This window comes from Psychrobium sp. 1_MG-2023, assembly GCF_030689115.1.
GTDB lineage: Bacteria > Pseudomonadota > Gammaproteobacteria > Enterobacterales > Psychrobiaceae > Psychrobium.
In genome coordinates this window covers 1-25,649 of sequence record NZ_JAUYVJ010000016.1, presented here as the reverse complement: position 1 = coordinate 25,649, position 25,649 = coordinate 1, and the positions used below count along the sequence as shown (strand labels likewise).

Genomic DNA, 25,649 nt, shown 5'->3' with positions numbered 1-25,649 from the left:
CGTCAAGGTGCTTTCACGACTATTTGAGAATAGTTTTTCAACAGCTTGATGTTACTGTGAAAGTCATTAGGAAAAATATTCTCAAGATGAATGGCGTGTTTATAGCGAAGAGAGATAAATAACAGAATTACTTTTTAATTCAATTTGTTATTATATCCTTTGAAATTTATTACCTATTATCACTGTCTTATAGTCAACACACTTAGACCGAGTAAAATATGAACAAATCGAAAATCGGATTAATTGCCACTTTTAGCCTCCTTGTGGTGCTATTTTTTACTTTTAATGGTCCGCAATATATTTCTCTCAACTTTGTCCAATCAAACTATCAATGGCTTGGTCAACAGTTACAGAACCAGCCAATATTGTTTAGCGTGATATTCTTCATCAGCTATATTGTCATCACGGGGTTATCCCTTCCCGGCGCCGCTTTGCTTACATTATTGGCAGGTTCATTATTTGGCATTTATTGGGGTGTTTTTTTCGTCTCATTCGCCAGCACGATCGGTGCAACAATCGCTTTTTTAGGTTCACGATTTATATTTAGAGACTACCTAGAACGTAAATTTATGCGACAACTTGCTGTCATTAACCAAGGCATGAAAAAGCAAGGAAGTTATTACCTATTAAGCCTGCGGCTTATCCCGTTATTTCCATTTTTTATTGTTAACTTAACTATGGGGCTAACTCAGCTATCAATTAAGCGTTACTTTATCATTAGCCAGTTAGGTATGTTACCTGGGACCGTTTTATATGTATTTGCAGGAACCCAACTAGCGCAACTTGAAAGCTTATCAGGGCTAATATCACCATCGATATTATTGACATTGACCTTGATAGGTCTCTTTCCATTAATTGTTAAATCAATTTTAAATCGTGTTGAGCAGCGTAAACGCTATCGACAATTTAAAAAGCCTGAGACTTTCGACCGTAATTTAATCGTTATCGGTGCAGGTGCAGGCGGTTTAGTGAGTGCTTATATAGCGAGTGCTGTTAAAGCAAAAGTGACCTTAATTGAAAAACATGCCATGGGTGGCGACTGTTTAAATACTGGTTGTGTGCCATCCAAAGCGCTTATTCGCGCAGCAAAATTTGCCCATGACGTAAAAGAATCTAGCAATTTAGGCTTTGAAGATTCAGTAGCAACGGTTAACTTCGCTAAAGTAATGACAAAGGTCCATCAAGCAATTAAAGCTATCGAGCCTCATGATTCAGTGGATCGCTACACTAAACTCGGTGTTGAAGTTCTTCAAGGAGAAGCAAAGCTCATCGACCCGTGGACCGTTGAAATTAACAACCAACGTTTAACGGCCAACAATGTAATTATCGCGACAGGCGCTCGACCAGCTATTCCTTCGATTGAAGGGCTCGACCTTGTCAACTACCTGACTTCAGAGAATTTATGGCAATTAACACAATGTCCGAAGCGTTTATTAGTCTTAGGGGGTGGGCCAATTGGCTGTGAACTAAGTCAGGCCTTTGCTCGATTAGGAAGCCAAGTAACATTAATCCAGCGCAACCTGTTTTTAATGCCAAAAGAAGATAAAGAAGTCAGTGAATATATCAAGCAACAATTTATCAATGAAGGAATTACAGTATTAAATGAGCACCAAAGTTATAAAATAACTAAAACAGCTCAGGGTTACCTAATGCACTGTACGACGCCAACAGGAGACGTCACTGTACCTTTCGACTCGTTACTTATCGCTTTAGGGCGCAGCGCAAACACAACTGGTTTTGGTTTAGAACAATTAGGAGTTGAGTTACGTTCTAATAGAACCATTGCCGTTAATGATTATCTGCAAACAAATTATCCCAATATATACGCTGTTGGTGATGTGACTGGGCCATATCAGTTCACGCATGTTGCAGCTCATCAGGCGTGGTATAGCGCTGTTAATTCCTTATTTGGCAGCATTAAGTCGTTTAAAGTGGATTACCGTGTGATCCCATGGGCGACCTTTACCGATCCCGAAATCGCGCGTGTCGGCATCAATAAGCTAGAAGCGAATGCTCAAGGGATTGCTATTGAAGCAACACGTTATGAGATTAGTGAACTCGACCGGGCAATCACCGATAACAACGCCAAAGGGTGGATTGAAGTACTCACTCCACCTAAAAGCGATAAAATTTTAGGGGTAACGATAGTTGCAACACACGCAGGTGAAATAATTGCTGAGTATGTCAGTGCAATGAAGCACAATATTGGCTTAAACAAGCTGTTAGGCACTATCCATATTTACCCCACCATGAGCGAAGCTAATAAATATGTTGCGGGAAATTGGAAAAAGAATAACAGCCCAGTCAAGTTATACCCTTGGCTCGAAAAGTTTCACCGCTGGCAACGCAAAGATAAAAAATCATAACAGCTGGGATAATTAAGTGAACAACTTTGCAACGAAGATAAACGAATTAGAGCACAGGTTCTACGTTCCAAGCAGAACCTAAGTACCGACATCCATGTCGGCAATAAATAACGCAGCGATTACTCTTTTAGCCCCCTAAAAATGATCAGGTAATTAGTGGAATTGGTATCAATTTAATAAAAATGGTTAAAGGTTTATCAAAGACGGCCGCTAACCAATAATAGAAAGAAATTTGGAGAATGATATGTCTAGTGTAACAGCAGCACACAATAACAGCGGTGAACAACTACTGACAGCAGCGCTAGCGAAAGGCAATCAAGAACAAGAAGGTAAGATGGCGCTGGCGTTAATCGATGCAGCCGTTGCCGCAAGCCCCGCAGCTAGTAACTTGCCAGCACCAACCGCCAACCTAGGTAATAATATCAATATCAAAGCGTAGCACGTGAGATTGAACTGAATAAAAGGCTGTGTTTTCTCAGCCTTTTACATTGGCATCACTCGATTGCGCCCAAGCTCTTTAGCTTTGTATAGGTGCTCATCTGCTCTAGCAATAAAGCTTGTCAACGTGTCGCCCTTTTGGAACTCAGCAACACCAAAAGACGCATTAATATGATCGATTTGCTTATTGCTGCGTTTATCACGCAATGACAATTTATCGACCAACTTACGTAATGTTTCCGCATATTGCCGTGCTTTTCGTAAACTTGATTTCGGGATTAAAATCGCAAACTCTTCTCCACCAAAGCGGTAAGCTAACGCACCATCACGTTGTGCATCTAAGAGACGTCGACCAACTGATTTTAAGACTTGATCGCCCAGTAGGTGGCCATAATCATCATTAAACTTCTTGAAATGATCAATATCAGCAAGGATCAAACACAAACCTTCATTGTTTTTATTTAATAAATAACTCAATTCAGTATCAAACGAAAAACGATTTAATAAACCTGTTAGTGAATCATAGAGCGCTTGTTTCTGACTCTGTTCCAACTCTTGTTTAAGTTTATCAATTTCTTGGTTAGCTTTCGTCAAGCTTGCACTAAAAAATTGTGTAGCCTGGCGTATAGCTTTTGAGTCTCCCTCTAACTCACGAATCAAGACCATCACTTCTTCGATTGACCATCCCTCATCTTCGACTCGATGTAAGTTAGAAAAAGTTTTGTCTAATGAGTCTTGAAACTTATCGGTGTCTTTATGAGTATCTTTGACAGATTGATTAAGTGCCAACATCATCTTTTCAATGTTTTCACGCATTTGCCACGTTGAAGACTCTACTTTATCAGCCACAAATGTACGATAAAGTGTTTCAGCTTGAATGGGTGGACATACGCTGTGACCTTCAATGATCAAGTCAAGTTCACTATTAAGTTCCGGGATCTCATTTGAAACATAGGTATACCACAAAGCATAATTAGTCGGCGTTGTGGGCACTTGATATTTAAGCATTAACGGAACGGCCTTTTTTAAATTCGCCGCTGACTTTACGAAGAGTTCTTTATCCATGAGGAATCCTATCGTTAACACCCAAAGAAAATATTAACGTCATTAATTTATCTCGCTATATTCATTATGCCGTAAATATTAAGACTTGCCCAATAATTGCGCCTGAGCGGCATCAGTAATGTCTTGTAAATGACGCCATAATGTTTGAACTCTTAATAGAGCCATCCGTTCTGAGGAAGCCGCAATCCAAAAGTGCCTAACAATATCAATTTCATCATTTAAAATCGGAATTAAGTTATCATAACTATCAGCCAAAAAGCATGGCAAAATAGCCAAGCCTGCACCACTTTTCACTGCACTAGCTTGAGCAATAACACTGGTACTTCGTAATGTTGCCCGTCTGTGCCCCTGTTTTTTATGTGCTAAAAAGCGGTCTAAATAACAAAGTTGATCACTGAATATTAAATCATCGACATACCCAATGAGAGGGTGATTATCTAAATCATCTAACGTCTTAATCGCAGGGTGCTTGATTAAATATTCGCGACTTGCATACATCTTTAGCCGGTAATCACACAGTTTAGAAACAACTAATGCTGGGTTCGTTGGCTTTTCAATAGTTATCGCAATATCAGCTTCATGCTGCGTTAACTTCACAAAGCGCTGCAAAGGTAATAAATCGACGTTAATATTGGGATACTGTTTAAAAAAACTCGCTAGCTGACCCGCAATAAAGAAATTGCCGAAAGCGTCTGTTGTTCCGACTCGAACATCGCCAGTTTGCTGCAGGTTCTTCCCTTGCAAAATTTCCATGGCACTCTCGGTCTTTTGCTCTATTTCAAGGGCTGCGTTAAATAATTTCTCACCGTGAGGTGTTAAACTATGCCCCGCGGCTCCGCGTGAGAATAGCTGTGTCTTTAAGTCTTTCTCTAGTTTATGTATACGCCTAGAAACTGTTGAAGAGTCTATTTTAAGACGTCCAGAGGCACTCTGTAGCGTTTCTGTACGTGCCACCTCTAAAAAAATTTTTAAGTCATCCCAATTCATTTTATCTCAACTTGACATTAACCTTGCATATTTGCAAGGATGGCTTGCATATAGGTCGCTTGTCAATAAATTCACTTCCTATTATTCTCAAGTAACACTCAATAAACATGCAAAGGATTCTTTATGACCATTCGCCGCGTTCCAATGATTATCAATGGTGAGAAAGTGGAATCAACCAGCTCAAACTGGATTGATGTATTAAACCCAGCAACACAAGAAGTTGTTGCACAAGTCCCTATGGCAACGCTCGATGAAGTCGACCATGCGATTGAGAATGCACATCAAGCTTTTCAGACATGGAAAAAAGTTCCTTTGGGCCAGCGTATGCGCATTATGCTAAAACTACAGCACTTAATTCGTGAAAATACCGCAACACTTGCTGAACTAATCACTCTAGAGCATGGTAAAACGTTACCAGACGCTGAAGGTGAAGTAGGTCGTGGTCTAGAAGTTGTTGAGCATGCTTGCTCTATCACCTCATTACAACTTGGCGAAATGGCAAATAACGTCGCAGGTAATGTTGATGTTTATACACTGCAAAAGCCACTCGGTGTCGGCGCAGGGATCACCGCATTCAACTTCCCGGTGATGCTACCATGTTTTATGTTTCCACTGGCGCTCGCAACAGGCAATACCTTTGTCTTAAAACCATCAGAGCAAGATCCTACCTCTTCACTATTTCTTGCAGAACTCGCTCTTGAAGCAGGTGTACCCCCGGGAGTACTTAATGTTGTTCATGGTGGTCCAGATGTCGCCAATCGTTTATGTGAACACCCTTTAATTAAAGCGGTTTCTTTCATCGGTTCAACCCATGTAGGGACACAAGTTTATCAACGTGCCAGTGAGCACAATAAGCGAGCGCAATGTATGATGGGTGCAAAGAATCACTGTATCGTCATGCCAGATTGTGACAAAGAGCAGGCTATCAATAACATTCTTGGTGCTGCCTACGGTGCGGCCGGTCAACGATGCATGGCCAACTCCGTAGTTATTTTAGTCGGTAAGACTAGACAATGGCTTGATGAAATTGCAGCACGTAGTCATGAAATGAAAGTAGGACCAGGTACTGACCGAAGTGCAGACCTTGGCCCGGTCATTACTCCTGCGGCTAAAGCTCGAATTATAAAATTAATCGACTCTGGTGTTAAGCAAGGGGCCAATTTAATGGTTGATGGCCGAGAATGCGTGGTTGACGGTTATGAGCAAGGCAACTTTGTTGGTCCAACCATGTTTAGTGGTGTAACCACTGACATGGATATTTATCGCCAGGAAATCTTTGGTCCAGCTTTATTAATCTTAGAAGCAGATACTTTCGAGCAAGCTGTTGAAATTATTAATAACAATCCAAATGGTAACGGTGCATCAATTTTTACCAACTCAGGTTTTTACGCACAGCGCTTTCAAAATGAAGCCGATGCAGGCCAATTAGGTATTAATATTCCAATTCCTGTACCTGTTGCTTACTTTAGTTTCACTGGCTCACGCGGCTCTAAGCTTGGTGATTTAGGTCCAAACGGTAAACAAGCCATCGCATTCTGGACTCAAACTAAAACGGTATCGAGCCGTTGGTTTGCTCCAGATGAAGTGGCTGGCGAGGTCAATACGACCATCACAATGAAATAACTTTAGGCGGTAGCTAGGGCTAAATCAGGGCTTAGCTACCGTTTCCCTTCCCAAGTAAACCTTGATGTAAAACAAAAAGAATATGGAATAACAAACTAAACAATATTTTTTATAGACTACACTTAATACATTACTTACTCTCAACATTAAATATATTGATGGCCACGGAAGATCTAATGACAAAACAGGATGTCAGTTGGATAAATGTATTAATCGTAGATGATAGTCACGCGATCTTAAAATACGTATCCACCGTACTCGAAGAAGTCTACGGTATTTCTCAAACACAAGAAGCTAGCTGTGCGTCTGAAGCGCTGCACATTCTACGTCAAACTAAACAAATCAATCTAATCTTTCTCGATCTCAATATGCCAAATACTGACGGTATCCAGCTGTTGGAAAAAATTAGCCAATTAAACTACAACGGCTATATCGTTATTATGAGTGGTATTTCTACTCGTATTATTTCGTCAGTAGAAGCTCTAACTAAAAAATACAACCTTAATCATATTGGCACACTAGTTAAGCCGATGCATGAGACTGACTTTAAAAAGATAATAAAGAAAATTGGTCAATCACGGAAAAAACGTCCTGCCGGTTCAAGTCTTAAAACTTATGAAATTGTTAGGGCACTTAAAAATGATGACATCGAAGTTTTTTATCAACCACAAGTTGAGCTTTCCTCAAAAACTTTTATTGGCCTTGAAGCGCTGTGCCGATTAAATCACCCAAGTCTTGGGATTATCTCGCCCGATCGCTTTATCGGTCTTGCGGAAGAGAGTGAACTAATCTCACATATCACGATGTGTGTATTAAAAAAGTCTCTCTCTGATTGGAAAAAATGGCATCAGTACGGCCTAGACATTAAGCTAGCTGTGAATATATCACCTAATCTACTGGATCAGCCTGAGTTTGCCGACCTCATTCTCAATTTAATCGAACAATATGATATGCCTGCTAATATGTTGTGTTTAGAAGTTACCGAAACCGTGTTAGCAGATGATCAAACTCAAGAGCTAATGAACCTTAACCGCCTAAGCATTAGGGGCGTTGAAATCGCCCTTGATGATTTTGGCGAGCTACACGCAACCATTGATAGACTGCAAAAATTACCATTATCTTACTTGAAGCTAGATAAAAGTTGCTTTATTGATAATAAAGATCAAGTTGGCCAATTATCGTTACTCAATACTAGCCTATCGATGGCAGAAAAATTAAAAATACGAACAATTGCTGAGGGGTTAGAAACTTCCAGCGCACTACAACTTGCTTCTGAAATTGGTTGTGATTATGGTCAAGGCTACTTTATAGCTAGACCAATGCTAGCAAAAGAAGTGCTGCCTTGGCATCGCCAATGGTCTTTAGCAACTTAATTGCTCTACCCTATCAGCTTAGATAATTATTCCCAGTTTTAACTAGCTCATCGCCGGGCTAACTCTACCCACCTTATTATCTTTAACTAGACAATATTTCCTAAAGGCCATTTTTCTTTAATGCAAAATAAGTTGAATAAAACTTGCAAAAAGTTCATTGCACACATAAAGTGATATCACTTTGATATCACTTTATGTAAATAACTCAATGAGGTTTCTATGACAACACACACAACAGAAAAGAAAGGCTGGAGCATTAGTGGTTACCCAATTGTGGCTTTACTACTGCTTAATCTCATTAGCTTTTTAGCAATAATGATTAACGTTGATGGCGATAGTAAATTATTTGCTATCGCACTAATCCCAATTAGCATCTTTATTGGTGTCGGTTTTTATATGGTGCAGCCAAAACAAGCACGTATTCAAACATTGTTTGGTAAATATAGCGGTACAGATAAAACAACGGGTTTGCGTTGGTCTAACCCGTTATACATTAAGAGCAAAATTTCGCTTCGAGTACGTAACTTTGAAAGTGATAAGTTAAAAGTGAATGATCACTTAGGTAACCCAATTGAAATCGCATCGGTAGTCGTTTGGGAAGTGGTTGATAGTGCAGAAGCATTGTTTGAAGTCGATGATTATGAAAGCTTCGTTAGCATCCAATCTGAAGCAGCTCTTCGTAACTTAGCCACCAGTTACCCTTATGATCAACACGATGGCGATGATCAGATTTCTTTACGCTCTCACGCAAATGTTGTTGCGGACGCACTTCAACGAGAAGTTCAATCTCGCTTAGAAAAAGCCGGTGTTAACGTGATAGAAGCGCGTATCAGCCACTTAGCATATGCACCTGAAATTGCGAGTGCAATGTTACAAAGACAGCAAGCAGCTGCAATAATTTCCGCACGAGAACGTATTGTAGAAGGCGCTGTTGGCATGGTTGAACTAGCCCTAAATCGCTTAAGTGAAAAAGAGTTAGTTGAGCTAGATGAAGAACGTAAAGCCGCCATGGTCAGTAACCTATTAGTCGTATTATGTTCAGATAAGAATACACAACCTGTTGTAAATACTGGATCACTGTATAATTAAGCAGATGATAGACTAAGAAGGCAATAATGGCTAAACGTAAAGCATATCCGCTGAGGATCAACGAAGATATTCTTGCTGCGATGCAACGCTGGGCTGACGATGAATTACGAAGTGCTAATGCACAAATAGAGTATGTGCTTCGCCAAGCGTTGGTAAAAAGCGGTCGAGTCAAATTGGTGGATAAAGTCATCACCGAAGTTGTTGACACCAAAGATCAGCAATAATAAAAAAGCGCTTACTCCACTAGAAGTAAGCGCTTTTATTTTTCTAATAAGCAATGAACGCTGCTGGGATTATTTTAAACGAATACCATCAGACTCAATCGAAATTTGCCCTTGTTTTAACAAGTTACCTAACGATTGCTTAAATTTCTTCTTACTCACACCAAATATACGGGTAATAATTTCTGGCGAACTCTTATCGTTAATGTGGCTAAAACCTTGATTTTGTTTCAAGAATTTAATAATTTTATTAGCCAGTTCATCATTATTTGAATAACCTGGTTTTTCTAATAGTAAATCAATTTTGCCATCATCACGAACACGGTTTATATATGCTTTGGTTTTATAACCAACACGTAACTCTTTAAATACTTCGTTACGGTATAAAACGCCCCAATGAGCCCCATTGATCGCGGCTTTATAACCAATATCTGTATGGTCACAAATCACGATATCTACTGCTTGGTGCGGCTTATAAAACGCTGGTTCACGGTCTAAACGTTTATCAAGTTTCGATGATGCAACGATGCGATTACTCACATCAACATAAACAACGACAAGGTATTGCTGACCTTCAACCATGCGCTCGCCTTGCTCGGCAAAAGGAACTAGCAGCTCTTTTTCAAGACCCCAATCTAAGAAGGCACCTATCGATGTCACAGCACTGACTTTTAATGTTGTCACCTCACCCACTTGGGCTAATGGCGTGCGTGTTGTTGCAATCAAGCGATCTTCAGAATCTTTATACAAGAAAGCATCCACAATATCGCCTTCTTGTAAAATCGTCTCACTAGAGCTGTGCGGTAATAAAATCTCACCAAGCTCTTGGCCATCTAAGTAATAACCAAAATCAACTTGTTTAACCACTTCTAGTTGATTGACTTTACCTAGCTGAACTACTCCTCTAAGTCTCGGCATTACACAGACTCCGGGCTAAAGCGTTTTGTCAGGTACGCATTAATGTCTGACGATTCATACATCCACTCAACTTCACCTGAATCATGTTCAATTCGTAAGCAAGGTACTTTTTTCTTGCCACCCGAAGCTAATAACTCTTCGGCAATAGTTTGATCATTTTTAGCATCACGAAGCTCAACGTTTACCGATAAACGTTTCATTTGACGACGAACTTTGACACAAAAAGGACAGGCTGCAAATTGATATAATGCTAGTTTTTGCGCTTGTGTATCTACCACAGCTTGAGCTTCATTCGCTCGCTTCACACCACGTGGGGAGAAGATGAAATCAAGCAATAAAATAATCCTACCCAGGATCCAACGGACAATAGCCATAATCTTTATATTTCCACTTTACTAATTTGGCGCGATACTAGCACAAAACCAACACTAACTCACCATGGCATTATTCGAGGTGTGACACTTGTTGACTAATTTTCGTACTCAGCTCGGTCACTAAGCCCCTTAATAGGTCAACGGAATGCACATAGCCATCTAACTCAAGTGTACGACTGAGCATAAAGTCTTCCTGATGAATCACCTGACGGTTTCTAATCAAACGATACTTACCAGAAAACTCAACAGTCGCTTGCTCAGTCGGATAAAAACTTTCGACCAACAGTTCCAGAGATACACACTGATCTTTTTTACGACAGCGGGTAAACACACTGCTATCAGCTCTAATGCTTTGTTGGTTGGTATTGATGGTATTAACAATCGTTCGTGAAATACCATCGGCTAATGGCTCAGCCCAGACCTGATATTTCGTTACAAACAACTCATTGCTTTCCAGTTTCAGCAACAAGTTTGGTCGCTGTAAGTAATCGACCAAGCGTACTGGCTCAACCAATAATTGCGGTTTATCAAGTGCAACCTGCTGCCCTTCCTTAAGCATCGGTGCAAGTTGATAATAACTGACCGTCATTCGTGGGGTTTGGCAACCTAAAAGCAAGATACCTAGGCTTAATATAATCAATGGTTTAATCATTCTTTTGCCCCTTAGGCTCACGGTCACTTTGTGCTCTATTTTCGAAAATTAACGAATTGGGTTTATTATTCAATTCTTTAATCAATGGCTGCATCTCGCGCATTAATTGTTGGAACTGCTGAAGGCTCTTTTCAACTTCACTATATACGGGGGCTTGTTCATTATAGCTTTTCAGGGTGTCGCTGAGCTCATCTAAGGTTTGATTAATATGTTGTGGAATCTGCTGCGTTTGCTGATTTGCAAGCAGTAGTTCCACTTGGGCTACCACTTGATTCAAATCCTGCATCGTCACAGTCGCTTTACTGAGCATCTGGTTAATACTGTCAATGGTGACATTAATCGGCATAGCTTCAAACTTTTCTAAAATGCCAAAGACTTTCTGTTCAATTTGAGCCAGTGAACCCGAGATACTAGGAATAACTTGATACTGATTAAACTCATCAGCAAGATCAGAATTTTTATCGACTTCGTAATAATCAAGGTCAACGAATAAATTTCCCGTTAATAAACTTCCCGATTTAAGGCTCGCCTTTAGCCCTTGTTTAGCCCACATTTCTACATACTGACTAATTTTATCAACGGAATCACTGCTATTTGGCATACCAATACGGGCCGGTTCAAACTTGACTACCACAGGTATTCTTCGTTCATTACTACCAAAGCTATTACCTGGAGTTAAATAGGATACGATTTCAGCGACAGTGCCCACGCGAATACCACGATATTCAAGTGGTGCGCCCACCTCTAAACCACGCACCGAATCCTCAAACAAAATAACGTATTCTTTAGCCTGATACTGTCTACGCTCATAAACACTATTTTGATCCGGGTAAAGGATATGATCTTTAGCTTGATCGATTGCATTACCCAAAGGTAAATCGGTTGGCACATCGAACGCTACACCGCCACTGATAATCGTCTCAATAGAGCCGACATTTACCTTCACACCATCAGCAGTGGCATTAAGGTTGATACCGCTAGCATTCCAAAAATAGGTATTTTCAGTTAACAATTCATTATATGGCGCTTTAATAAACACCTGATAGTGCACCAAACGCTCGGCAATATTAAACTGAGATTGCTCAATTCGCCCTACCTCAAATCCTCGGTATAGCACAGGCTCCCCAATACTTAATGAGTCACCTTGTTGGCTCACTAAATTGATACGCGTTCCAGGGATACCTTGCGCAGTCACAGGCGCTTGATCAAGCCCGACAAACTCTTCGCCCATTTCACTACTATCACCTGGAACAAACTCAATATAAGAGCCCGAAGTAAGGGTGCTTAATCCAGAGATCCCCCCTTTGCCGATTCGGGGTTTAACGACCCAAAACTGAGAGTTTTGATGTAATAAGCTTTTGGCTTGCTGTGCTAATCTGACATGGACTAATACACCACGGCGATCTTTATTTAATAAAACCTTATCAACAAACCCAATATCAACATTCAATGTTTTAACTCGAGTTTTTCCCGCCTCTAAACCCTCGGCATTATCAAATGTAATAACAATTTCAGGTCCACGGTTATAGTAATTATCTACGACCATCCAAATACCAATCGAAAAAGCAACAAAAGGGATTAACCACACCTTTGAAATACGATAATGGCTTTTAATCTCCGCTTGAGGTAAATCTGAATCTAACTCTGTTGATGTCATGGTTTGTTCTGTCTTTTCGCTTTTTGTTGATTAAAATTATCCCACAGGATTCTTGGGTCAAATGCATTTGCAGCAAATATTGTTACAATAACCACGGCCGCAAAAGCAACCGCACCTAAGCCCGGCTGAACATTCAATAAATGGTCAAGTTGAATTAGCGCCACCAAAATAGCCACTACAAATATATCGACCATTGACCATCGTCCAATAAACTCAGTCAAACGATACAATTTAACTCGCCTATTCTCAGATAACATCTGAGGAAAATAAATAGAAAAACATAATGAAAATAGAATAATAAACTTGATTATAGGTACAAGGACACTAGCAATAAATACTACAATAGCAATAGGCTGAGACCCTTCTTTCCATAACACAATAATACCACCAAGAATGGTATTATACTCAATCTGGCCTAGCTTCTCAGTCACCATTATCGGTAAAAAGTTAGCAGGAATATAAAGTAACAATGCCGTTATCAATAAGGAGAGAGTAACTTGTAAGCTGTATGGCTTGCGTAAGGACAATGGCGCCTGACACCGCGGACAATGTTCCAAGCAAGCATCGGACAATAGATTACAACTTGGACAGTTTGCTAACCCTTGGCTTGCTGCTGAGCCTTCGCTATATTTAGTCATCATGACACCGCTCAACCCAATACCAAAACTGATATTTATCGACCAAACTTAATACTTTGACATAGCAAATACAAAATAAACAATAAGCCCAAAACGAATAACCTAGTTCAATTTTTGCGATAGTCACTAACTTCACTAAACTAACCAGTGCTCCCACTAAAAATACTTCCGCCATTGCCCATGGAATTAACGCAAAGATCAATCGCAGTAAGCTCGCTAAATACCATTGCTGTTTTCCTAGTTTAATCGTCGTGATAAATAATAATATCATCAACAGAATCACACCTGGAAAAACAACAGTAAAAACATAAACAAGCAATGACAACACTTTATATTGTTCAAAATAGAGTTTGCTGGCACTTTGCCATAACGTCACTTCACTGATGTTGCCAGCCAAATTAAATGTCATCAGACTAAATAGGTTCGAGAGCACCAACAGGATTAAACCCGTGATGATATAGGAGAATAGCCAATTAATGGCACTTGGGCGTAGCCGAGATAGTTTATGATGGCAACGAGGGCATATCGCACACTCTCCTTGCTTAAGCTTGGGCGCTTGTAATAACAGGTCGCAATGCTCGCAAGCAATTTGCTTCATGATTAACACAGCTTTTCCTTGCCCCCAGGTCATTACCACACATAATATGGCCACCATAATACATCAACACGCTGATACTATGATATAAAAATAAAACGAATATTTATTTCAAAGTCGTTACAGAATATAAATAAAAAAGTTATTGACAGCACCGCAATAAACTGGCAAATATATAGTCATGGTCACATCAAGGAACAGGAGTTTAAACCTTTATTTTTTTCATCACACAAGGAATACAATTCTATGTATAAAGTAAATATTAGTGGTCAACATGTTACAGTTTCTGATGATATTCAAGCCTACGTTGAAGACTCAATTCGCACTCTAGAACGATTCAGTGATCAAATCACAAGCGTTAATGTAAATTTTACAACAGAAAAGCACGACACTCATAAAATTATTGCTGAAGCACAAATTCATATTCCAGGTAATGACATTGTCGCTACCTCATCAGCAGACCGCCATATAAAACATGCGGTTGACGGGCTATTAAGTAAATTAGAAAACCAAATGCGTAAGCACAAAAGCAAAAGCTTAGATAAAGCGCACTCAGGCAATCAAACCCTTCCTGAAAGTCCTGAAGAACGTGCCTTGCAAGACGAATATAATGAACTAGCTGACCGAGGCGTTGTTGGCTAGTATAAAAAAGGCTGGGGAATCAACCGCCCAGCCTTCCTTATTATTTGCGACCGATGCGCTCTAGTTCATAGCGCATCTTCAATTCTTTCACTTTTGCGCCGCCACGGGAACCAATAATCATAATTCCTTTCGGTGTATCATTCGCTAACAGTAAATACTCTTTATCTATTTCAAAAAACATCACGTCTTTATCTTGACGCCACTGCTGTGGGTGAAGCCAAACGCGCTCACAATCTTCACTCCAACCAGTTTCAACATACAGATTCAAGTGGCCATAAACTTCTTCTAGTACTTTAAATACCAAACCATCAAACGCACAAATCTCTCCATCACACTGCTCATGATAGAAAGTAAACAAACGACCTTTAAAAATATAATCAGCCTCAAACATCGCTTCAACAAATAACTCATCTTGTTCTTTTTCAGACGGCAGAGGTTGAGGTAAAGGACAAAATTCTGTTTTTGCAAATGCGCTAGAAACAAAAAGTGTCATAGCGACCAACGAGCATTTAAGTAACTTTTGATAAAATTGATTCAAAGAAATCATCCTATAATTGATAACGCGGCTATTATAACAGTAATCAGGCAACGGTACGCAAGTCGGGAATGAGAGACTTTAAGATATCATTCAATTGCCCTTCTGCTTCAAGTTCAAGCGTCTTAGCAACTTCAGGCTTGATATTTAAAGCCTGCCAGACAGGATCCTCAATCACACAGGCTGGCTTAATTTTTTTTTCATGCCCTAAAGTCACCAAACTCGGGTAAACAGAGCTTGCAATAATATTCGCTAAATAAATAATTTGCGACTCTAGCTGATGGCGCTGCTTTTGTTGAGGTTGATGGTGATGACTAACAGTATGAGTTAACCAGTCAGGAAGCTCCCAGCTTTGGCATAACTTAGCCCCCAATTGTTGATGGTTATAACCAAGCACCTTACTTTCAGCTAAATTGGTTTCAATTCCATACTTTAACACTAGAGCAGAAACTTTTAGCGCCTTGGTAGGTTGAATTGTAAAGTACAACAATTGCCCTATATCATGTAACAAACCCGATATGAATAACCGTTCACTGTTCGGTAGGTAACAATGCAACGCTAATCGTTTAGCAATAAGGCCAGTATAAATACTGTGACGCCAAAACACTTCCATTTTGACCTCCCCACCAGCTAACTTACTCACCGCCTCAACAAGTGCAGCCGTTAAAACCAGTTCTTTAAATTTATCGCGTCCGATAATGGAAATAGCATGCTCTAAACGTTCGATTCGACGCGGTAAATTAAAGTAAGCGCTATTCACTAGCTTTAATACACTCAGAGTCATAGCCGGATCGGCACTCACCACTTCAGCCAAGGCTGCTGAATCAGTACTCTCCTGCTCCAGAAGGTGAGAACATTTATGATAAGCTTGAGGCAATGAAGGGAGCGACTTTATCTCATTTACTAAATGACTAGAATCCATTAGGCACGTTTAAACTCAATTTATTGTTGTTCACAGAAGAAATAAAAATAGAGTAGACCCACTACTCTATTTAGGCGGCATTTATAACTGACTTTACGTCAAATTACGAGCTTTTAAACTCTAAATTTAGAGACTTGTTGATCTAACTCTACTGCTAGCGACGCTAGATTATGGCTCGCTTGATGCGTATTATCAGCTTCAACGGCCGTTGAGTCTGATATTGTCGATATATTAGTGATATTACGATTAATCTCCTCATTTACACTGGTTTGCTCTTCAGCAGCGCATGCAATTTGAGCAGCCATATCATTAATTGATGCGACAGAAGACGTTATTCCATCCAACGCTCCTCCCGCTTCACTCGCATTGGATACACTTCGCTCCGCTTGCTTCTTGCTGAGGTTCATAACATTAACCGCTTCATTTGCCCCAGTTTGTAAACGTTCGATCATTTGTTGAATTTCTTGAATCGAGCTTTCCGTTCTCGACGCTAACGAACGAACTTCATCAGCAACGACCGCAAAACCTCGCCCTTGTTCACCAGCACGAGCTGCCTCGATAGCGGCATTTAATGCCAATAAGTTAGTTTGTTCAGCGATACCACCAATAACATCTAACACGCGACCAATTTCTTGGGTGTCTGATGATACTTTATCGATTGAGTCACTCGCATCATCAATCTGTTTTGCTAATTCATTAATACTTTGCACAGTTGCTTGAACTACTTGCTGACCTTGCTGTGCTTGTTCATTTGCACTTAATGCACCTTGAGCGGTATCTGCCGCATTCTTAGCCACATCAGTTGCGGTCACCGCCATTTGATTCATCGCAGTTGCCACCATTTCTGTTTCAGCGCGCTGGCTATTAACATAATCACTGGTATTAGCACTCGACTCAGCCAATGCACTTGAGGATTCACTCAAGTTATTCGCAGCAATAACCACTTGCTCTAATGTTTGATGAAACTGTGCGACTAGCGAGTCAAATGCTTGGCTTACTGTACCCAACTCATCTTTATTTGAAATATCAGTACGCACCGTTAAATCAGAATTGGCAGCAATGCGCTCTATACTCGTTCTTAAAACAGTTAGCGGTGTAATAATACTTTTTGAAAACAACTGACTCAGTACAACACCAATGATCACAGAAACAACTAATATGCTAATACTAACAGAAATAGATGACTCAACTGTGTCAGCCGAACTTTTATAAATTCTCTTCTTTTCACTGTTGATAAGTTCATTTAATGCAGAAAAATCTTTACGCGCTGCAGCCGCTAATGGTGAAAATTCACTTTTATACTTTTGCCAAGCTTGCTGTAACTTAGAGGCGTCAGCATCAGCACCTATCCATTGCATTAATACAATACTTTCATTAATGAACTTTAATGTTGAAGTTTTCGACTTTTCAGTAAGGCTAAGTAGTCTCGAACGGCCTTGAGCATCATTAATACTCTGAGCATCTTTAGATAATGCAGTGAAGTGCCCTTCAATCGCATTCTTGCGCTGAGTCAGCTTAGTCATGTTGGCATCAAAATCATCACCCAGCATGATACTGCGGGTTAACCTTGAGACATAATTTGTATCACGGCTGATTTTTAAAGTACCAACTTCGGTCGGTACAGCTGACTTGCTATATTGCATAAAGTGGGATTTCACTGACTTTAGTTGCATCAGTGAAAACAAAGAAATAACTACAATTAAAACCAGTAAAACACCTGACAGTAGGTTTAATTTACTCTTTACTGATATATCCCCGAAAAAACTATTCATAAACAGCCGCCTCTTTATTAGTACGTGCTTTGATATACATAGTCTTAATTATAGTGTGTAAACCAAATTTAAGATTATGATATTAGTATCGGTTTTCCACTGTGAAATTTAAAGTCATCATCATTACTGCTAATTAACTCAGCCTCCACTAAACCGAAGTGCTTAATACGCTCGGTAATATCTTCATCGCTAATCATCTGGGCTAACTTTAAATAATCTTGGTAATGCCTAGCTTCTGATCGCAACAATGATATATAAAACTTATTTAAATCTGGTTCCAGATGAGGCGCCAACTTCGCAAATCGCTCACAAGATCGGGCTTCAATATAGGCTCCAATAATTAACTTATCGACTAATGTACATGGTTCATATGTTCTAACATGCTTCATTAATCCTTTAGCATAGCGTCCTGCTCGAATGTTCTGGTAAGGGATATCCCGGTTTTCCATGATCTCTAACACTTGATAGAAGTGGTGTAACTCCTCTTTGATTAACAACACCATTTTATCAACTAACTCTTGTCCGTATGGTGAATCATCTCTTGGTTTTATCTCTTTAGCCAAGTGACTATTACTTGTCAATTGCGCCATTGTCCCTTGTTTTTTATAAACATACTTTTCGTAAGGTTCAAACCACTTCATTAACGCTTGACCACTTTCTTTATCAACCGCGTACTTTCTAATTAAAAGCATTGCCGTTTGACCAGCTTTTAACTCACACATTAAATGGTCCACCAGTAAAACAGGTAGGTTTTCAGCTTTTTTAGCTTCAGTTATCCATTCATCAGGAGTTTCACACTGTAAAAAGTTTAAAATCGGTTCTAATAAAGTTTCTGTTGTCACGTGACTACCAAGAGTTAATAAAAAACAGGTGATTTTAACATAACTTTATTCAATAAAAGAGCACCTTTCTCGAACTTAGTCCTAGTTAAACTGAATTACAAGCCTTAATCTCAAAACAAAAAATAATTACAGGAAGTTCGTGCAAAAATTAACATAATGGCGTTTAATAGCAGTCTAGACGTCTCATAGGAAAATGTAATGAAGCAAGATACCAAAATAGTCAGTGCAGGGCGTAAAAAAGAATGGACTCAGGGCTCTGTGAACCCTCCTGTTCAACGTGCCTCTACCATCGTTTTTGACACAGTCAAAGAAATGAAACACGCCACCGCTAACCGGGCAAATAAAACATTATTTTACGGTCGCCGTGGTACTTCGACGAGTTTTGCACTAAGTGAAGCAATGTGTGAGATCGAAGGTGGTGTTGGCTGTGCTCTATACCCATGTGGAACGGCTGCAATAACCAGTGCTTTGTTATCATTCTTAGAAGCAGGCGATCACTTATTAATGGTCGATACGGCCTATGAGCCTACGCGTGACTTCTGTAATAAAATGCTGACTAAACTAGGCATTGAAACGACCTATTACGATCCAATGATTGGTGCGGGAATCAATGAGCTAATTAAGCCAAATACAAAAGTACTGTTTTTAGAGTCACCTGGGTCTAACACCATGGAGGTTCAGGATGTACCAACGTTATCGACTATTGCTCATCAACATGACATTACCGTCATGTTAGATAACACTTGGGGTAGCGGTATCAACTTTAAACCTTTTGATTATGGCGTCGACATTTCAATTCAAGCCGCAACTAAATACATCGTCGGTCACTCTGATGTGATGATTGGTACCGCTACGGCTAATGAGGCTCATTGGCCGACACTTCGTGAATCTAGCTATTTGCTAGGTCAATGTGTTTCAGCTGACGATTGCTACCTAGCATTGCGCGGTTTGCGTACCTTAGGCGTACGGATGAAACAGCACGAACAAAATGCGTTAAAAGTCGCTCACTGGCTGAAAGAGCACCCAAGTGTTGAACGTGTGTTGCACCCAGCATTTGAAGAGTGCCCGGGACATGAATTTTTCAAACGTGACTTTAACGGCTCAAATGGTTTATTTTCTTTTGTATTAAATGAAGGCGATAACCAATCGATTACCGAGTTTTTAGATAGCATGACTCATTTCAAGATGGGCTTTAGCTGGGGGGGTTACGAAAGTTTAATCCTAAAAGTTAATGGATTAGATTACCTTCGTACAGCTAAGCCATGGCCTAAGCAGGGAGCGGTTATTCGTGTTCATATAGGTCTAGAAGACGTCGATGATCTTATTGCTGACTTAGATCAAGGCCTAAAACGCCTACGATAAACCCAAGACTATTAAGAGAGCAATGCTCAAATTGCTCTCTTATCTTGAATCCAACCTGCGAACTATTCTTTTTCGTCTATGCTTAACATATCCTTTCGAGTTAGAGCAGTGACATGGAAAGCATTAAATTAATTTGCATCACCTTTTTCATTTATTTAATCAAAACTTACCGTTATTTTTTCCCCACAGCTAATAAAGTTTTCATTCTGCCACCAGCTAGTGCTGGCAGCTTAGGAGATGAGGCGTTATTAGCAGGACTACTTTCTTTATTAAAGAAACAAGGAAGAGATCAACATGTGTATCAAGCCATACTGCCCCATTGGGACCCCCTTGATACACCAGACACCCCACTAAACACCATCACGATTTCATCTGCGGATACTCAGTCTACGTTAGCGTTTATCTGGAAGCTTCGTCAATGTGAGCATTTTTATGTATTAGGCGCTGACGTCATGGATGGGAAGTACTCCACCGATTTGGTCGCTCAAATTACTCAGTTTTGTAATATCGCCGCAGAAACCAGTGTCCCATGCACTATTTTAGGCTTTAGCTTTTCACAGTCCCCATCACCCGTAGCCATTAATAGTCTAAAGCGGCTGTCGAATGATGTGTGCTGTAAATGTCGAGATAAAAAATCTTTAGAACGATTCAAACTATTTACTCACCATCCCGCTCAGCTCGTTGCAGATTTAGCCTTTAATATGCAACCTCAAATAAAAACGCCCAACGCTGCTACGTGCCAAGACTGGATAACTAAACAAAAATCCAGTGGAAAACAAGTTATAGCTTTTAACATTAATAAGCTCATCACCCAAGACGTTCCTGAAGATATCGCCAAGCTTTATGCTGATGAGTTGATGCAATTAATGAAACAAAATAGTGAAATCGCTTGTGTTTTTTTACCCCACGATTTGCGACCGCAACAAAGCGATTATGATTTTCTAAAGCAGCTCATTAATCATTTACCCGAAGAGATCATCCAGCGAACTACATTATTACCGCCACCATTTCATGCTTGGGACTTAAAAGCGCTCACTAGCCAAACTGATTTGGTTATTTCAGGTCGAATGCATTTAACTATCGCCGCATTGGCACAGGGTGTTCCAGCTATTGGAATTACTTATCAAGGCAAGTTTGAAGGGTTATTTAATTATTTTAATCTTGAAAACTTACTATTTGACCCTGCAAAGCTGCTCAAACACGGAGCTTTATCTCAACATATAACCCAGACCCTAAAACAAATTATCAACCACAAAGAGAGTGTCATAGAAAACCAATCTCATGTGGTTGCGTTATCAGCAGAAAATATAAAGCCATTTAAATAACACACTCGTGAAGGAGCACATAAATGATCATTTCTGACTGTAGAATTGAAAAGAACGCTGACTATGCAACCTTACTCGCTGAGGTGTGTTTTGAAAACAATGATAAACCCCCATTAACGTTGAATATCTCGCTACCACGATCGCGAGAGAATATGCTTCAGTGCAGTTTTGAGCCATTTCTACTTGGGGCATTTCCTGCGGCATTATTACATTCAGAACATCGTATTCATATTGAAGGTAACCTATGCCCTTACTTGAAAAGTAACCTTGAAGCAGCGATGCGTTTACAAAAGCACTGGTGGTTTACTAAAGACCATAGACTGCCAACTATCACCGCCGTTAGCTACTTCCCCACTGACTTAACACATAATGACCGAGCCCCTGCGTGCTTCTTTTCAGGCGGTATCGACTCAATCTCGGCTCTACTAACCAATGCACAAACCTTTAGTACCGATCACCCTATGCGCTATAAATATGCATTATTGGCATTTGGTTTAGACATTGGCGATCCCAATCGAGAGATCCCTTCAGGACTATTTGAACGCGCGCTCGCAGAGCAAGACAAACTAGCACAAGAGCTCGATTTAACCTTAATTCCCATCTATACCAACATTCGAGACATAGAACCTGATGGTAAGTTTTACGAGACAATGCATTTTGCTGCATTGCTATCAGGTTTAGCACACGCGCTTGGCAATCGCATTAATAGCAGCGCAATAGCCTCAGATCTAGCCGCTGAATATCTCACTTCATGGGGGGGACACCCTAGCCTTAATTGTTTTTACCGTAGCTCTTATCAAGATTTTCTTACCGAGTGTCACCATCTAGACCGAACTCAAAAAGTCGGTTTAGTTGCACAAAATGAAACAGCCTTGGCATCCATCAGGGTCTGCTACAACACAGACCATATTGATAATGAACATATCAATTGTGGCTATTGTGAAAAATGCGTTAGAACTAAGCTCGCCTTACTCGCCTATGGAAAACTAGAGCACGCAACCTGTTTCCCTGACAGCACTATCGACATTGATAAGTTACGCTTGGTTAATATGAAAGATATCCTATCTGTAGAATATTATAATGAACGCTTAGCCGATCTGTTAGAGCAAAGGGGCCATCATAATTATAGTGACGTAGTTCGAACAATTAATGGCACACCTAAACTCACTTATCGGATCAAGCGCTTTATCATTGCCTTTAAAAAAGCTTACTGGCGCATTGCTGACAGGCAACCTACCTAGTGGATACGCTGAAAAAAAAGATGGTAAAAGGCAGTATTTGGATGCTGCTAATAAAAGCGATTGAGCGATCGTTAGGCATTATTAATATTGCGATCCTTGCTCGACTACTAACACCGAATGATTTTGGTATTGTAGCCGTAGCAGCAGCTGCCTATGGCGTGTTAAGCCAAGGGTTAGATTTACATTTCGATAACGCTCTTATCCAAAAGAAAGAGCCCGACAAAACCCTATTAAGTACCGCGTGGACTCTCAATGCAATCAGGGGAGTTATTATCGCTTGCCTGCTTGCCATACTTGCTTACCACTCGGAACTCTTTTTCGATTCCCCCGATGTTCAGACTATAATCTATGTCTTAGCTCTGATCCCGCTCATCGAAGGATTTAATAATATCGGGATCATGTACTTTATCAAAGACTTTGAGTACAACCGTTTATTTACCTTTACCATTAGCATGAAATTTTGTAGTTTCATGGCCACTGTCGCTGCGGCCTTTTATCTACAATCTTATTGGGCACTGATTATAGGTATGTTAACAAGTTCCATAGTGGGGCTGATCTTAAGTTATAAGCTCCACCCATTTAGACCCTTTATTTCCACTCATCGCTGGCAAGAGTTATTTAGTTTTTCTATCTGGCTAATGTGCTCTAACTTACTAAGCCAGCTAACCTCACGTATTGATATCTTTATTATTAACCGCTGGCTTGGCACCGCCACAACGGGGGCTTATCATATCGGTCAAGATATTGGCAGCATGATCGTAACGCAAATTATCTGGCCACTAAATAAAACCCTGTTTCCCGCCCTTTCCAAAATTAAAGACGATGCCGCACGACATAAAGCACTTTATATTCAAAATCGAGAAGTCTTAATTGCTTTAGGCTTGCCGCTTGGTGTCGGGTTATCAATTCTGAGTCGTGATTTTACTGACGTCGTGTTAGGGGCTGAGTGGGCGTTAGCTAGTATTGTACTGTCTATCGTATCCCTATCATCCATTGCCCATATATTTACCATCGGTTTGGAAGGCGCATTATTATCTATCGCAAAAACCAAGGCGTTATTTTTAAGACAACTTATTGCTGCAGTCATTCAACCCGTCGCATTAATTGCTGGAGTCATTTATGGAGGCTTACTCGGCCTCCTTTGCGGCAGATTATTGATTTCATTCTTGATGGTCGCAATCAACCTCCATCTGTCAGCAAAAATCTTTGCTATGAGTATGTTTTCTCACTTTACCCTAGCCTGGCGCTCTATTATCTCTACATTTGTTATGGTCGTCGTATTAACCGCCCTACCACTCACTGGTATCGAGCTATTTAACCAACCAAGCAGCATACTATTGTTATTACTCAAAGTACTTATTGGTGCCAGTGCTTACTGTATCTGCCATTTCGGTTGTTGGCAGCTGTGTAACAAGCCCAATTCCGTCGAACGTTTCATTTTAATACTATTAGAGAAAGCAATCGAAAAGCTCTCATTCACATTAAAAAAAAGCGCCAATCAGCAGGGATAGCCAATGGAAAAGACAACAAAAAAGAAAAATAAGCCAGTTCAACAAACCGTCTTTTTTATTACCCCCCATATACCATTAGCCTCTGGCCGTGGCTCTGAGCAGCGCGCTTGGCAGCACCTACAAAGCTTACAAACATTATCATCTAATATTCATTTAATTATTTTAGACTGGGGGCAACGTTTAGAAAAAGACAAAGTAGCTAACATCCCCACGTCATTGGCAACAACTCACATACTCAAATGCCAAGCGTCATTATCTAGCACGTCGTCGTTACCGGGAGCGCAACTCATAGGGAGACTATGGCAGCAACTTTTTCATGCCAACAAGCCCTTTATCCAGCTCACGGGGCACTCTCATCTTGCCTTTATCGCGCTCATTAACGAACAAGCACCGCAGCAGGTTTTTAGTTTTAAGTTCCAATCCGGTTTATTGTGGCAACAATATCGAACAAACAACAGCCAGCCATTTCATACGGTCGACTTCGATGACATTGAGTCCATCGTCATGGCACGCCAACAAAAGCTTAATCGCAAGCAACTAGGCATTGAAGCCAATTTAATAGCTAAATTAGCGATTAGACAACAGCGCGAATTCGAAAACACCCTACTCAAGCAAGCAGACTTAGTACTAGTATGCTCAGAACTTGATCAGCAAAAACTAAAACAACGACAGCCTTACGCTCAAGTCGACTATATCCCAAATGCAGTAGCCATTACCGATAAAAATAAAAAACCAACACAAAACACAAACGCCACAACTGAAACAATGCAACACATCTTATTTGTTGGCACCATGAGCTTTCAGCCAAATCAATTAGCAATTATTTACTTTTGCCAACACGTACTGCCATTTATTGAACAACAATACGATGGCAGTTTTACTGTTGATATTGTCGGTTACTCCCCCCCACCTGAAGTCCAACAGCTTGATAAGTTAGCCAATGTATCAGTCAAAGGAGGTGTTGATAGTGTCAGTGACTATTACCACCAAGCAAGCTTAGCCATTTGCCCAATTCAGTTCGGTGGCGGCACGCGAATAAAAATCCTCGAAGCCATGAGCTTTGCCTGTCCAGTGGTATCAACCACCATTGGCGCAGAAGGCATCGATGTAAATCATAATCATGATATTGTCATTGCAGATACACCACAGCAGTTTGCTGCGGGCTGTATCTCTTTAATGAAAGACCACAAACTAAATAGCCACATCGGGCAACAAGGATTAGCGCTTGTCAGCCGTGACTATAGCGACCGGAGTGTACAAAAGAAATTATCAAAACTTCTCGCGCCTTAATGTACACAGCCTACAGGGAAGTCTAAGTGAACGTCGTCCTGAAGCGCTTTTATTCAGAACCTCCACCATCGTCATGCTGAAAGTAGGTTATTCAGGAGCTCGCTTCTAGCTTCCACCAAAACCAACAACAAACCGAGATCCCGGCTAAAAGCCTGCCGGGAAGACAAATAATCGTCGTCCTGAAGCGCTTTTATTCAGGACCTCCACCAAC

General features: G+C 40.4%; 24 protein-coding genes. 12 read left to right on the top strand and 12 right to left on the bottom strand.

The window, feature by feature from the left end; all coding sequences use genetic code 11:
• The first annotated feature begins 218 nt into the window (after positions 1–218).
• Together Q8W26_RS09860 and Q8W26_RS09855 are read left to right on the top strand one after the other, a co-directional pair.
• Complete coding sequence (locus tag Q8W26_RS09860) at positions 219–2,366, top strand: FAD-dependent oxidoreductase (RefSeq protein ID WP_101213717.1); 2,148 nt, start codon at positions 219–221, stop codon at positions 2,364–2,366.
• Between the two features lie 244 nt (positions 2,367–2,610).
• Positions 2,611–2,805: a hypothetical protein gene (locus Q8W26_RS09855; RefSeq protein WP_101213716.1), complete on the top strand. Its 195-nt coding sequence runs from the start codon at positions 2,611–2,613 to the stop codon at positions 2,803–2,805.
• Between the two features lie 44 nt (positions 2,806–2,849).
• On the opposite strand, the gene Q8W26_RS09850 is transcribed toward Q8W26_RS09855, so the two are convergent.
• Both Q8W26_RS09850 and Q8W26_RS09845 read right to left on the bottom strand, forming a co-directional pair.
• The gene (locus tag Q8W26_RS09850) at positions 2,850–3,869 is read right to left on the bottom strand and encodes a GGDEF domain-containing protein (protein WP_101213715.1); all 1,020 of its coding nucleotides are present in this window, start codon (positions 3,867–3,869) and stop codon (positions 2,850–2,852) included.
• Between the two features lie 78 nt (positions 3,870–3,947).
• Complete coding sequence (locus Q8W26_RS09845) at positions 3,948–4,856, bottom strand: LysR family transcriptional regulator (RefSeq protein WP_101213714.1); 909 nt, start codon at positions 4,854–4,856, stop codon at positions 3,948–3,950.
• A gap of 129 nt (positions 4,857–4,985) precedes the next feature.
• On the opposite strand from Q8W26_RS09845, the gene Q8W26_RS09840 reads away from it, so the two are divergent.
• The 4 genes from Q8W26_RS09840 to Q8W26_RS09825 all read left to right on the top strand — a co-directional run bounded on the left by Q8W26_RS09840 (position 4,986) and on the right by Q8W26_RS09825 (position 9,165).
• A complete protein-coding gene (locus Q8W26_RS09840; protein ID WP_305473268.1) occupies positions 4,986–6,479 on the top strand; it encodes a CoA-acylating methylmalonate-semialdehyde dehydrogenase in 1,494 nt (497 codons plus the stop codon).
• A 176-nt stretch (positions 6,480–6,655) separates the two neighbouring features.
• Complete coding sequence (locus Q8W26_RS09835; protein ID WP_305473234.1) at positions 6,656–7,852, top strand: EAL domain-containing protein; 1,197 nt, start codon at positions 6,656–6,658, stop codon at positions 7,850–7,852.
• 219 nt (positions 7,853–8,071) lie between these two features.
• Positions 8,072–8,941 carry an SPFH domain-containing protein gene (locus tag Q8W26_RS09830; protein ID WP_101213711.1) on the top strand — a complete coding sequence of 290 codons (870 nt, stop codon included), beginning with the start codon at positions 8,072–8,074 and terminating at the stop codon, positions 8,939–8,941.
• Positions 8,942–8,967: 26 nt separating this feature from the next.
• Positions 8,968–9,165 carry a hypothetical protein gene (locus tag Q8W26_RS09825; RefSeq protein WP_101213710.1) on the top strand — a complete coding sequence of 66 codons (198 nt, stop codon included), beginning with the start codon at positions 8,968–8,970 and terminating at the stop codon, positions 9,163–9,165.
• A gap of 69 nt (positions 9,166–9,234) precedes the next feature.
• Here Q8W26_RS09825 and Q8W26_RS09820 read toward each other — a convergent pair whose 3' ends face one another.
• From Q8W26_RS09820 to Q8W26_RS09795, 6 genes are all read right to left on the bottom strand, one after another.
• Positions 9,235–10,080, bottom strand: a complete 846-nt coding sequence (locus Q8W26_RS09820; protein WP_101213709.1) for a S1 RNA-binding domain-containing protein — start codon at positions 10,078–10,080, stop codon at positions 9,235–9,237.
• Positions 10,080–10,454, bottom strand: a complete 375-nt coding sequence (locus Q8W26_RS09815) for a glutaredoxin domain-containing protein (RefSeq protein ID WP_101213708.1) — start codon at positions 10,452–10,454, stop codon at positions 10,080–10,082. The genes Q8W26_RS09820 and Q8W26_RS09815 overlap by 1 nt, the downstream gene beginning before the upstream one ends.
• A 70-nt stretch (positions 10,455–10,524) precedes the next feature.
• Positions 10,525–11,106, bottom strand: a complete 582-nt coding sequence (locus tag Q8W26_RS09810) for a membrane integrity-associated transporter subunit PqiC (protein ID WP_101213707.1) — start codon at positions 11,104–11,106, stop codon at positions 10,525–10,527.
• Positions 11,099–12,763 (bottom strand): intermembrane transport protein PqiB, encoded by a 1,665-nt coding sequence (gene pqiB / locus Q8W26_RS09805; protein ID WP_101213706.1) that lies wholly within the window; start codon positions 12,761–12,763, stop codon positions 11,099–11,101. Before pqiB ends, Q8W26_RS09810 begins: the two co-directional genes overlap by 8 nt.
• On the bottom strand, positions 12,760–13,404 hold the full coding sequence (locus Q8W26_RS09800; RefSeq protein WP_101213705.1) for a paraquat-inducible protein A: 645 nt from the start codon (positions 13,402–13,404) through the stop codon (positions 12,760–12,762). Before Q8W26_RS09800 ends, pqiB begins: the two co-directional genes overlap by 4 nt.
• Positions 13,394–14,032 carry a paraquat-inducible protein A gene (locus tag Q8W26_RS09795; RefSeq protein ID WP_305473231.1) on the bottom strand — a complete coding sequence of 213 codons (639 nt, stop codon included), beginning with the start codon at positions 14,030–14,032 and terminating at the stop codon, positions 13,394–13,396. The genes Q8W26_RS09800 and Q8W26_RS09795 overlap by 11 nt, the downstream gene beginning before the upstream one ends.
• Positions 14,033–14,242: 210 nt before the next feature.
• On the opposite strand from Q8W26_RS09795, the gene hpf reads away from it, so the two are divergent.
• Positions 14,243–14,638 (top strand): ribosome hibernation-promoting factor, HPF/YfiA family, encoded by a 396-nt coding sequence (gene hpf / locus Q8W26_RS09790; protein ID WP_101213703.1) that lies wholly within the window; start codon positions 14,243–14,245, stop codon positions 14,636–14,638.
• A gap of 40 nt (positions 14,639–14,678) precedes the next feature.
• Here hpf and Q8W26_RS09785 read toward each other — a convergent pair whose 3' ends face one another.
• The 4 genes from Q8W26_RS09785 to Q8W26_RS09770 all read right to left on the bottom strand — a co-directional run bounded on the left by Q8W26_RS09785 (position 14,679) and on the right by Q8W26_RS09770 (position 18,709).
• Positions 14,679–15,176 (bottom strand): hypothetical protein, encoded by a 498-nt coding sequence (locus Q8W26_RS09785; RefSeq protein ID WP_101213702.1) that lies wholly within the window; start codon positions 15,174–15,176, stop codon positions 14,679–14,681.
• A 43-nt stretch (positions 15,177–15,219) separates the two neighbouring features.
• Positions 15,220–16,095, bottom strand: a complete 876-nt coding sequence (locus Q8W26_RS09780; RefSeq protein WP_101213701.1) for an HDOD domain-containing protein — start codon at positions 16,093–16,095, stop codon at positions 15,220–15,222.
• Positions 16,096–16,208: 113 nt separating this feature from the next.
• Positions 16,209–17,867, bottom strand: a complete 1,659-nt coding sequence (locus tag Q8W26_RS09775) for a methyl-accepting chemotaxis protein (RefSeq protein WP_101213700.1) — start codon at positions 17,865–17,867, stop codon at positions 16,209–16,211.
• 74 nt (positions 17,868–17,941) lie between these two features.
• Positions 17,942–18,709 carry a tRNA isopentenyl-2-thiomethyl-A-37 hydroxylase MiaE gene (locus Q8W26_RS09770; protein WP_305473227.1) on the bottom strand — a complete coding sequence of 256 codons (768 nt, stop codon included), beginning with the start codon at positions 18,707–18,709 and terminating at the stop codon, positions 17,942–17,944.
• Between the two features lie 198 nt (positions 18,710–18,907).
• Here Q8W26_RS09770 and Q8W26_RS09765 point away from each other — a divergent pair, with 198 nt between their 5' ends.
• The 5 genes from Q8W26_RS09765 (at position 18,908) to Q8W26_RS09745 (ending at position 25,438) form a co-directional block, all read left to right on the top strand.
• Entirely contained in the window at positions 18,908–20,071 is a 1,164-nt protein-coding gene (locus Q8W26_RS09765) for a cystathionine beta-lyase (RefSeq protein WP_101213698.1), read from the top strand.
• A gap of 113 nt (positions 20,072–20,184) precedes the next feature.
• Positions 20,185–21,396 carry a polysaccharide pyruvyl transferase family protein gene (locus Q8W26_RS09760; protein ID WP_101213697.1) on the top strand — a complete coding sequence of 404 codons (1,212 nt, stop codon included), beginning with the start codon at positions 20,185–20,187 and terminating at the stop codon, positions 21,394–21,396.
• A gap of 23 nt (positions 21,397–21,419) precedes the next feature.
• Positions 21,420–22,637 carry a hypothetical protein gene (locus Q8W26_RS09755; protein WP_101213696.1) on the top strand — a complete coding sequence of 406 codons (1,218 nt, stop codon included), beginning with the start codon at positions 21,420–21,422 and terminating at the stop codon, positions 22,635–22,637.
• Positions 22,637–24,148 carry an oligosaccharide flippase family protein gene (locus tag Q8W26_RS09750; RefSeq protein WP_101213695.1) on the top strand — a complete coding sequence of 504 codons (1,512 nt, stop codon included), beginning with the start codon at positions 22,637–22,639 and terminating at the stop codon, positions 24,146–24,148. The genes Q8W26_RS09755 and Q8W26_RS09750 overlap by 1 nt, the downstream gene beginning before the upstream one ends.
• Before the next feature lie 3 nt (positions 24,149–24,151).
• Complete coding sequence (locus tag Q8W26_RS09745) at positions 24,152–25,438, top strand: glycosyltransferase family 4 protein (protein WP_101213694.1); 1,287 nt, start codon at positions 24,152–24,154, stop codon at positions 25,436–25,438.
• The last annotated feature ends 211 nt before the right edge of the window (positions 25,439–25,649 follow it).